Origin of the sequence: Ectopseudomonas oleovorans, assembly GCF_003052605.1 — a bacterium.
Taxonomy (GTDB): domain Bacteria; phylum Pseudomonadota; class Gammaproteobacteria; order Pseudomonadales; family Pseudomonadaceae; genus Aquipseudomonas; species Aquipseudomonas oleovorans_A.
In genome coordinates this window covers 1-10,055 of record NZ_QASO01000080.1, presented here as the reverse complement: position 1 = coordinate 10,055, position 10,055 = coordinate 1, and the positions used below count along the sequence as shown (strand labels likewise).

Sequence of the window (10,055 nt, the reverse complement as noted above, 5' to 3'; positions counted from 1 at the left end):
GATTACAGATACGGCAGTCATACGGTCTACCAGATCGAGTATCACTTTGTTTGGGTGACTAAGTACCGATACAAGGTGCTCAGCGGTGAGGTTGCTGAGCGAGTGCGAGAGCTGGTGAGACAGACGTGCGAAGCATTTGAAATTCGGATTGTGAAAGGTGTGGTGAGCAAGGATCACGTGCATATTCTGGTGAGCAGTCCGCCGAATTTGGCGCCGAGTGAGATCATGAGGCGGATCAAGGGGCGTACGGCGAGCAAGCTTTTCGAGGAGTTTCCCCATCTGAAAAAGCGCTATTGGGGGCAGCATTTTTGGGCTCGCGGGTACTTTTGCGCGACGGTTGGGCAGATGACGGAAGAGATGATCAAGCAGTATCTGGAGCATCATTTTGAGCCGAGCCCGAACGATAATTTCAGGATGGAGCCTGACTGATCCGACGCGTCGTTCAGTCGACGCGTATCCGGACTTTCAGTCCGTAAGTCACTAACCCACCGACTTCAGTCGGTGGTTGTTGAGTTGAGGTAAGGCTGTATTCAGTATCGCGGCTAAATAATTAATGCTGCAGGTTCCTAATTGCGTATAGCCATATAGTGTATAGAGGCTGGATTCTAGAATGGAGATGATTGAGCATGAATGAGCAGAGCTTCTACAGGGCTTTTGCAGAAAGATTCCAAGGGGCTCCTGAGCTGGTTACAAAGCTTCATGAAGCTTATCTCCCATTTATGAATGGATTAGCTGGCAATTACCCTGCAGGGCGAGCTATCGACTTAGGTTGTGGTCGTGGACAATGGTTGTCGCTCACTAAAGGCCTTGGTTTTCGAGTGATCGGAGTTGATCTAGATGATGGCATGCTATCCGCATGTCACGAACAAGGTCTTCCTGTTGAAAAAGCAGAGGCTGTCGACTATCTGAAACGCCAGCCTGACGATAGTGCAGTGTTAATTACGGCTTTTCATGTCGTCGAGCATATGGCAGTTGATGGCGTAGTTGAACTCCTAAGAGAGGCCCTTCGCGTACTCTCTCCCGGCGGACTAGTGATTTTGGAAACGCCTAATCCTGAAAATATATGGGTGTCCACAAATAATTTTCACCTAGACCCTACGCATGTGCGACCACTGCCGCCTGAGTTTCTTCGTTTCTTATCCGAATACAGCGGGTTTTCTAAAGCTAAAGTGCTATTCCCGCACTCAGATTTCGTATTTCAAAGATCTGATGTGCCGAGCTTAAGGGACGTGCTCTTTGGAGTCAGCATGAACTATGCTGTTGTGTGTCAGAAGCCAAGCTTGGATAAAGACTCTTGGATCATGAACTCTGCTTTTTTAGCAGAAACTGGAATGGGGCTGCTAGAAGTCACTCAAAAATTTGATGACCAAATATTTTCTCTGGTTAAAGAGTTGGAGGCTTCAAAGCGAGAGTTAATCTCTGTCTATTCAAGCTCTTCTTGGCTCATGACGAGGCCTTTACGCATCTTGGCTTGGGCGCTTAAAAATCCTTCTGAGTTCAAGCTTAAGGTGCAGCAAAGAGCTGCCCTAAAAGAACGAGCTTCGTCTTGGAAGCGCAAAGCAATGACGCGTATCGGAAATCTGAGGCCTGATGGGGTTCTATTTAAGATCTTGCGTCCACTGGGTTATGAACGGATAAATTTTGGGGCGGTTTCTGTTTTCTTTTCCAGAGTAGCTCTGGAGGATAATCGGGGGATCGGTCGTGTTTCTCGAGAGCTCTTTCAGGGGCTGCAGAAACTGTCTGGTTCTGGCCAAGAGCAAGTGGGTACGGTCCAAGGTTCGAAGGACGTTTATTTTTATTCGAGTATTCACTGGTGTCCCGATGTGCTGCCTGCGCGCTCGGTAGTGATGATCCATGATGTCATTCCTTTGATTTTCGAGGAGCATTACCCTGATGCTTACCTCTGGAAGGGGAAGTACAAGACGATCGCACAACAGGCCGACCTGGTTGTTACGATCAGCGAGTCAAGCGCGGATGATATTTCAAAATACCTTGAGATTTCTCGGGATAAGATTCGGGTTGTTTACAATGGAGTGACTCAGTTGCCAGTGGCTGCGTCCGTCGATTTTGAGCTTCCTGTGGTGCCCTTTGTTACCTATCTCGGGGCATATGACTGGCATAAAAACCTTTCGGTTGTCCTCAAGGCTATGCAGCTTCAGGAAGGTTTCGACTTGGTGATAATTGGTGATAATCATAACTGCAGGGCTGAGGTCGAGCAGCTCGGAATCTCGGAGAGGGTGCGCTTTCTGGGGAGGCTCGATGATGCTGAAGTTGGGTATGTGTTGAGTAAATCTCTGGCTCTTGTGTTTCCTAGCCGTTATGAGGGCTTTGGGCTGCCCCCTTTGGAAGCTGCGCTTATAGGTGCTCCCAGTATATGTAGTCACCGTCCCGCGATGACGGAACTTTTATATGAGGGGGCGATTTTTGTTGATCCTGATAATGCGCAGGCGTGGGGAGAAGCGATTTGTGGGTTGATAAAGGATGATGCAGTTCGTGGGAAAGTCTCTTTAAAGGCTAAAGAGATTGCGCAGGGTTATACATGGGATGGTTCGTTGCTTGCCTTAGTTGGAGCCTTTGAAAAGGTTTGACTGGGGCGTTGCTATTGAGTAGTCGCTGATTTTTTCGCTGAGCGCTTGGCTGTCCCCGCGCGTCGTGGGCTCCAAGCCTTCTGTCGGGCGAGCGCTTAAACTATTCAGTGCCTCTTTGAGATGAGGTTCTTATGCAGCTTTTTTCTGCACTAAGCTATCGACAGATGGCTATTCCAGAGAAGCGCAGTAAAATTTTCGGCTTGGTTAAACACCTACTCCATGTGCTGCTGGAGGCCCGGGTTTGCCATCGATTGGGCATGTTGCTAGGTGCCACCTTGCTAAGTGTAATCGCTTGGGGGGCAGAAGCACTGGCTTTCGATTGGATCTTGGACTGGATGGGGCTGGATATTCCTATAGCCTTCGCAGTCTTCGTTTATGCGATATCCATGTTGGCAGGCGCGCTCAGTTTCATGCCTGGTGGATTGGGGGGGCTGAGGCGGTTATGGTTTTTTTGCTAGTCTTGAGAGGAGTGCCTAGTCCAGATGCTATTGCCGCAACTATTTTAATTAGGCTGGCAACTTTGTGGTTTGCGTTTGGTATTGGGGCTGTATTTCTGATGTTTCAGCGAAAATCTCATCTGGATTAGTTCTAAGGTTTGTGGGTGTTTCTTGAGTTTAAAGTTTTTCTTTTCTGAAGGCTATGTTTTATATGAAGGTGGTTGTCTCTGTTGAGTCTGTTAGGTTTCCATTAACTGGTATAGGACGTTATGCGTTTGAGTTGGCGCGTAGCCTTCAGAATAACTCGCTGGTAAGTGAGCTGGTTTTTTTTTCTGGTACGAGAGCTCTATCCTCTTTGTCATCACCAGGAAGAGATGCCGGGGGCGGGTATGCGTTGAAGAAAGTTATTCAAAAAAGCTACTTGGCTGTAGAGTTGTACAGATTGGTAATGCCTTTGCTTAGGGCTCGCTCATTGAGAGGTTTCTCGGATCATGTTTATCATGGCACAAATTTTTTTGTGCCACCATTTCCAGGGAAATCCTTGGCTACCTTCCATGATTTATCTCCATTTACATTGAGTCACTTTCATCCCGCCCAGCGTAATCGATATGTTCAGAAGGAAATGATTAACTCATTGAGTCGTGTAAGTAATCTTATTGCTGTATCTGAGTTCGGTCGGCAGGAGATTTCTAGTTACTTCTCTTGGCCGATCGATAAAATAAATACGGTTAGCCTTGCTAGTTCGGGTTTTTTCCGGCCTCGTATGGCTGGTGAGATTTTTCAGGATCTTTTGAAGTATGGCTTGAGTCCGGGGCTTTATAGCCTTTATGTTGGAACAATCGAGCCGCGTAAAAATATCGAAACGCTGCTGGATGCTTACGGCCGACTACCATTGGATTTGCGCCAGCGCTGGCCCCTGATTCTGTCTGGCTACCAGGGATGGCGGAGTGAGTCGATTCACAAGAGGATCGAGGTGGCACAGCGCGAGGGATGGGCACGCTACCTTGGCTTTGTAGCCAATGAAGATTTGCCTGCACTTTATTCTGGCGCCCGTCTGTTCGCGTTCCCATCCCTGTACGAAGGCTTTGGTCTGCCTATCTTGGAAGCGCTCAGTTCGGGTATTCCTGTTGTCTGCTCAAATAGCTCTTCTCTTCCGGAGGTCAGTGGAGGTGCTGCACTGATGTGTGACCCGCTGGATGTCGATTCGTTGACTGTCAACTTGCAGCGTGCACTTGAGGATGAGGTGTGGCGCACTACCGCTATTCAGGAAGGGCTACGACATGCCGCTACTTTCTCCTGGCAACGTTGTGCACGCGAGACGGTTGAGGTGTATCGGAAGGTAATGAATAGCTGATGGCCAAGATTCTGCATTTCTTCAAAACCTACTATCCGCAGACCATGGGCGGGATCGAGCAGGTCATCTTTCAGTTGGCGGAGGGGAGCATCGCTCATGGCCATCAGGCTGAGGTGCTATATCTGAGCCGGCAAGGCACTGCGCGGGGGGAGCCCTTTGCCAATCACCTGACCCACCGTTCGCGACTCGATCTGGAGCTGGCATCGACCGGCTTTTCGCTCTCGGCGCTCAGGGATTTTGCCGAGCTTACGCGCCGGGCGGACCTGATCCACTACCACTTTCCTTGGCCCTACATGGATGTGGCGCACTTCGCCACGCGTGTTCGCAAGCCAACGGTGGTGACCTATCACTCGGATATCGTCAAGCAGAAGACCTTGCTGCGGCTGTATCAGCCGCTGATGCACCGCTTTCTGTCGAGCGTCGACCGGATTGTTGCGACCTCGCCGAATTATGTGGCGAGCAGTGCGACTCTGCAGCGCTATCGGGACAAGGTCAGCTTCATCCCGATAGGCTTGGATCGGTCGACCTATCCCGAGCCGTCCGCTGATCGGCTGGCCTTATGGCGTTCCCGCCTGGGTGAGCGTTTCTTCCTCTTTGTCGGCGCGTTGCGTTATTACAAGGGCTTGGCTTTCCTGCTCGATGCTTTGCGTACCACTCCGCTTCCGGTGGTCATCGTCGGCGGCGGGCCTATGGAGGCCGAACTCAAGGCGCAGGCGGAGCGACATCGGCTGACCAATGTGCATTTCCTTGGCGGCTTGCCGGATGAGGACAAGGTGGCGTTGCTGTCGCTCTGCTACGGTCTGGTTTTCCCTTCGCACTTGCGCTCGGAAGCCTTTGGCATTTCCCTGCTGGAGGCGGCCATGTTCGGCAAGCCGCTGATTTCCTGCGAAATCGGTACGGGAACGACCTATATCAATGTTGCGGGTGAGACCGGTTTGGTCGTGCCACCTGCCGATCCCGCCGCTCTTGCTCAGGCGATGCGTTCGCTCTGGGAGCAGCCTGTTATGGCAGCAGAAATGGGCCGCCATGCCCAGGAACGCTTCGAGGCACTCTTTACCGCCGAGGCGATGGTGTCCGGCTATGCTGGGCTGTATCGGGAGTTGTTGTGACCGTGCGTATTCTGCTGACCGGTGCCACGGGGTTCCTCGGGCGCGCCTTGCTCAAGGAGCTTTTGTACAGAGAGCACGAGGTGACTGCAGCGGTACGGCATGCATCACCGGTGGTTAAGGGGTTGCGTAGTTACCCTATTGTCGATATCGGAGGTACGACGGATTGGCTCCCGGCTTTGCAGGGGATTGAGGTCGTCGTCCATGCGGCTGCGCGCGTGCATGTCGTGCGTGAGAGGCACCCTGATCCCTTGGCTGAGTACCGACATGTGAATGTTGATGGCACCCTGCGTCTCGCCAGGCAGGCAGTGGCATCGGGTGTCCGACGCTTTGTGTTCATCAGTTCGATCAAGGTCAATGGTGAGTCGACTCTCTTGGGGAAGCCTTTCCTCGCTGGTGATGTGCCGGCACCTGCGGATCCTTATGGTGTTTCGAAGCTGGAAGCCGAGCAGGGGTTGATGCGGCTGGCTGATGAAGCCGGTATGGAGTTGGTGATTATCCGGCCGCCGCTGGTGTATGGGCCAGGGGTGAAAGCCAACTTCCTGAGCATGATGCGTTGGCTGCATAAGGGCGTGCCGTTGCCGTTTGGGGCCATCCATAACCGGCGCAGCCTGGTCGCCCTGGATAATCTGGTGGACTTGATCGTGACCTGCATAGAGCACCATGCGGCAGCCAACCAGACCTTCCTGGTCAGCGATGGCGAGGATCTTTCGACTAGCGAGTTGTTGCGTCGAATGGGGGCTGTTCTGGGCAGGCCGGCGCGCTTGTTACCGGTGCCGAGTTGGCTGTTACAGGCGGGGGCGGCGGCGCTGGGTAAGCAGGCGCTCTCCCAGCGCTTGTGCGGCTCACTGCAGGTCGATATTGGCAAGACGCGTGAGTTATTGGGCTGGACACCGCCGCTCAGTATCGATGAGGCGCTGCGCAAGACGGCAAAGCATTTTCTGGAACAGCAGAGCAAATGACCATCTGGTGGTTGCTACCGGCCGTGGCCGGCATTTCACTTTTAATGACCGGCGCGTTGCGTCGTTATGCCTTGGCCCGCAGCCTGATGGACATCCCCAACGCGCGCAGTTCGCACTTGGTGCCGACGCCGCGGGGTGGCGGGGTGGCGATCGTGTTGGCCTTCCTGGCGGCTTTGCCGGTTTTGGCCTTTGCCAACCTCTTGCCTTGGCCCTCGGTGTGGGGGTTGTTGGGGGCTGGGGCGGTGGTGGCCGTGATTGGTTTTCTCGATGATCACGGTCATATTCCTGCGCGTTGGCGGTTGTTGGGACACTTTGCTGGGGCCATCTGGGCATTGCTCTGGTTGGGCGGGCTGCCGCCGCTGAGTCTGTTCGGTATGAGTCTCGACCTGGGCTGGTTGGGGCATGCGCTGGCCGCAGTGTATCTTGTCTGGTTGCTCAACCTTTACAACTTCATGGATGGCATTGATGGCATTGCCAGTGTCGAGGCGATCTGTGTCTGTGTGGGTGGGACGTTGTTGTATGTAATGTCGGGTTTCGCGGACTCAACCCAATCTATGGCTTGGGTTATGCCGATGCTGCTGGCGGCTGCAGTGGCGGGCTTCCTGTATTGGAACTTTCCGCCGGCACGGATCTTTATGGGCGACGCAGGCAGTGGCTTCTTGGGTATTACCCTAGGCGTAATGTCTTTGCAGGCTTCCTGGGTGGCGCCGCAGTTGTTGTGGGCCTGGCTGATCCTGCTGGGCGTGTTCGTGGTGGATGCCACCTGGACGCTCCTGCATCGTTTGTTGAGGCGCGAGCGGGTCTACGAAGCGCATCGCAGCCATGCCTACCAGTTCGCTTCGCGCCGGTTTCGGCGGCACCTGCCGGTCACGCTTGCAGTGGCGTTGCTGAATCTGCTGTGGCTGCTGCCCCTGGCCGTTTGTGTAGTGCTTGGTTATTTGGATGGCATTGTGGGGCTGGTTCTGGCCTATAGTCCGTTAGCTTGGTTGGCGTGGCGATTCGATGCAGGTGCGGCGGAGTAACCCTTGCGCCGCTTATCGGGATTGCATGCGGAGTTTTGGCGTTATTCGAGTTATGCGGGTCGATATCAGGTCGATGGCCCGCCACTGGACGATTAAGAGGAACTGATGACGGATAAGCTGCGCAAGGCTCTGGTCATGTTGCCGCGACGCTACAAGCGTTTGCTGCAAGTGACGGTGGATATCGGCTTGGTCTGGCTGGCACTGTGGCTGGCATTCGTGGTGCGCTTGGGGTTCGACAAGCGCATCGAGCCCTGGGGCGACCACCTTTGGTTGTTCGTGGCGGCACCGTTGATCGCCATCCCCTGTTTTATCCGTTTGGGCATGTATCGCGCGGTGATGCGCTATTTCGGCAACGATGCGCTGTTTGCGATTTTCAAAGCGGTCACGCTCTCTGCCTTGACGCTGGCCCTGGCCGTCTACTGGTATCGCGAGCCGCCAGCGCTGGTGCCTCGTTCACTGGTGTTCAACTACTGGTGGCTGAGCCTGTTCATGATCGGCGGGCTGCGCTTGATGATGCGTCAGTACTTCATGGGCGACTGGTATGTGGCGGCGCGGCAGATGCCGTTCGTGAATGCCAGTCGTGCGGGTGCTTTGCCCAAGGTGGCTGTTTACGGAGCTGGGGCTGCGGGTAATCAGCTTGTCGCTGCGCTTCGGATGGGGCGATCTATGCAGCCGGTGGCGTTCGTCGATGATGACGACAATATCGCTACCCGAATCATCGCCGGTCTGCAGGTCTACAAGCCTAAACATATCCAGCAGATGGTAGAGGAGACGGGGGCTCAGGAGATTTTGCTGGCGGTGCCTTCGCTGTCACGGGCGCGGCGCCGTGAAATTCTTGAATTCCTCGAAGGTTTTCCGTTGCATGTCCGTTCTGTGCCGGGCTTCATGGATCTTGCTAGCGGGCGGGTGAAGGTCGACGACCTGCAGGAGGTCGATATTGCCGACTTGCTGGGGCGAGACCCAGTACCGCCAAACCAGGCATTGCTGGACCGCTGCATCAAAGGTCAGGTGGTAATGGTCACCGGTGCGGGCGGCTCTATCGGGTCCGAGTTGTGTAGGCAGATTCTTGCAAGTGCTCCAAGGGTGCTGGTGCTGTTCGATCACTCGGAATATAACCTCTACAGCATTCATACCGAGTTGGAGCAGCGCATTCAGCGCGAGTATCTGCCTGTGCAGCTGATTCCCATTTTGGGGTCCGTACGTAATGCAGCCCGGCTGCTGGATGTCATGCAGGCTTGGCATGTTAATACTGTGTACCACGCCGCGGCCTACAAACATGTGCCCATGGTTGAGCACAACATTGCCGAGGGCGTACTTAACAATGTGGTGGGGACATTAAACGCTGCTCAGTCTGCCATCCAGGCAGGTGTTGAGCATTTCGTGTTGATCTCTACTGACAAGGCGGTCCGCCCCACTAACGTGATGGGTAGTAGCAAGCGCCTTGCCGAGATGATTCTACAGGCGTTGAGTGATGAGTCGGCCCCCGTTCTATTTGGTGAGGGTGGTGTTCATCGCGTCAATAAAACGCGTTTCAATATGGTGCGCTTCGGTAACGTGCTGGGATCCTCTGGCTCAGTAATTCCGAGATTTCACGAGCAGATTCGGCGCGGTGGGCCGCTTACTGTCACCCACCCCAACATTACTCGCTACTTCATGACTATCCCGGAAGCAGCGCAATTGGTGATTCAGGCTGGATCGTTAGGCCAGGGCGGCGATGTGTTCGTTCTAGATATGGGGCCGCCAGTCAAGATCCTCGATTTGGCCGAGAAGATGATCCATTTGAGTGGCCTGAGTGTGCGTTCTGAGCGCAATCCACATGGTGATATCTCAATAGAGTTCACCGGGTTGCGGCCAGGCGAAAAGCTGTATGAGGAGCTGTTGATCGGTAGTGACGTCAGTCAGACTCAGCACCCTATGATCATGCGAGCCAATGAAGAAATGCTCTCTTGGGATGTCTACAAGCCTGTCTTGAGGGAGCTGCTCGGGGCGTTGGAAAGTTATGATTATGACCGAGTGCGACAGTTGCTTCGGGAGACGGTCAGTGGCTATCGCCCGGAGGGGGACATTGTCGACTGGATTCATCTGCGGCAACGTTCAGATAGCTGACTGATACTGGGAAAATCGACTTAGGGCGGTAGGTGGAGGGCTTGGAGTCTTCTTGCACTGGGCGTCAATGCGCGTGCGACTTCATCTATCTTCCCGTTGTGCCCATTCTCTCCTTCGTCTCTCTGGCAACTACTGCTATGACGAGTAGGAGGTCGGCACCTGGCCGCTATTAGGCTTTCACGAATTTATGCCATCTATCTGCGAATTGCTTCGATTGGCAGATTGGCTCCAAAGCCTGGGTTCGCCAGCGAAGCTGAACGCGCTTCAGCGCGGCCCCGAAGGGGTGAGCGAAGCGAATAACCTGGGACGTGGTCCCTGGTGAGAGTCCGCAGGCAATAAAAAACCCAGCGGTTAGGCTGGGTTCTTGAATTTGGCTCCGCGACCTGGACTCGACAGCGCAGCTGAACGCGCTTCAGGGCGGCCCCGAAGGGGTGAGCGAAGCGAATAACCTGGGACGTGGTCCCTGGTGAGAGTCCGCAG

General features: G+C 54.1%; 7 protein-coding genes and 1 pseudogene. All 8 read left to right on the top strand.

Annotated elements, in window-relative coordinates; all coding sequences use genetic code 11:
• Nucleotides 1-429, top strand: a 429-nt coding sequence (tnpA, locus tag DBO86_RS13550; protein WP_146173169.1) for an IS200/IS605 family transposase, incomplete at its 5' end; no start/stop codon positions are given.
• 197 nt (nt 430-626) lie between these two features.
• Nucleotides 627-2,588 carry a glycosyltransferase gene (locus DBO86_RS13545; protein ID WP_108233920.1) on the top strand — a complete coding sequence of 654 codons (1,962 nt, stop codon included), beginning with the start codon at nt 627-629 and terminating at the stop codon, nt 2,586-2,588.
• A gap of 167 nt (nt 2,589-2,755) precedes the next feature.
• Nucleotides 2,756-3,174: pseudogene (locus DBO86_RS13540) on the top strand (lysylphosphatidylglycerol synthase transmembrane domain-containing protein); the annotation flags it as partial.
• Nucleotides 3,175-3,236: 62 nt separating this feature from the next.
• A complete protein-coding gene (locus tag DBO86_RS13535) occupies nt 3,237-4,379 on the top strand; it encodes a glycosyltransferase family 4 protein (protein ID WP_108233922.1) in 1,143 nt (380 codons plus the stop codon).
• On the top strand, nt 4,379-5,488 hold the full coding sequence (locus tag DBO86_RS13530) for a glycosyltransferase family 4 protein (protein ID WP_108233919.1): 1,110 nt from the start codon (nt 4,379-4,381) through the stop codon (nt 5,486-5,488). Before DBO86_RS13535 ends, DBO86_RS13530 begins: the two co-directional genes overlap by 1 nt.
• On the top strand, nt 5,485-6,447 hold the full coding sequence (locus tag DBO86_RS13525; RefSeq protein WP_208630461.1) for a UDP-glucose 4-epimerase family protein: 963 nt from the start codon (nt 5,485-5,487) through the stop codon (nt 6,445-6,447). Before DBO86_RS13530 ends, DBO86_RS13525 begins: the two co-directional genes overlap by 4 nt.
• Entirely contained in the window at nt 6,444-7,469 is a 1,026-nt protein-coding gene (locus DBO86_RS13520) for an MraY family glycosyltransferase (protein WP_108233918.1), read from the top strand. The genes DBO86_RS13525 and DBO86_RS13520 overlap by 4 nt, the downstream gene beginning before the upstream one ends.
• Before the next feature lie 105 nt (nt 7,470-7,574).
• On the top strand, nt 7,575-9,575 hold the full coding sequence (locus DBO86_RS13515; RefSeq protein ID WP_108233917.1) for a polysaccharide biosynthesis protein: 2,001 nt from the start codon (nt 7,575-7,577) through the stop codon (nt 9,573-9,575).
• The last annotated feature ends 480 nt before the right edge of the window (nt 9,576-10,055 follow it).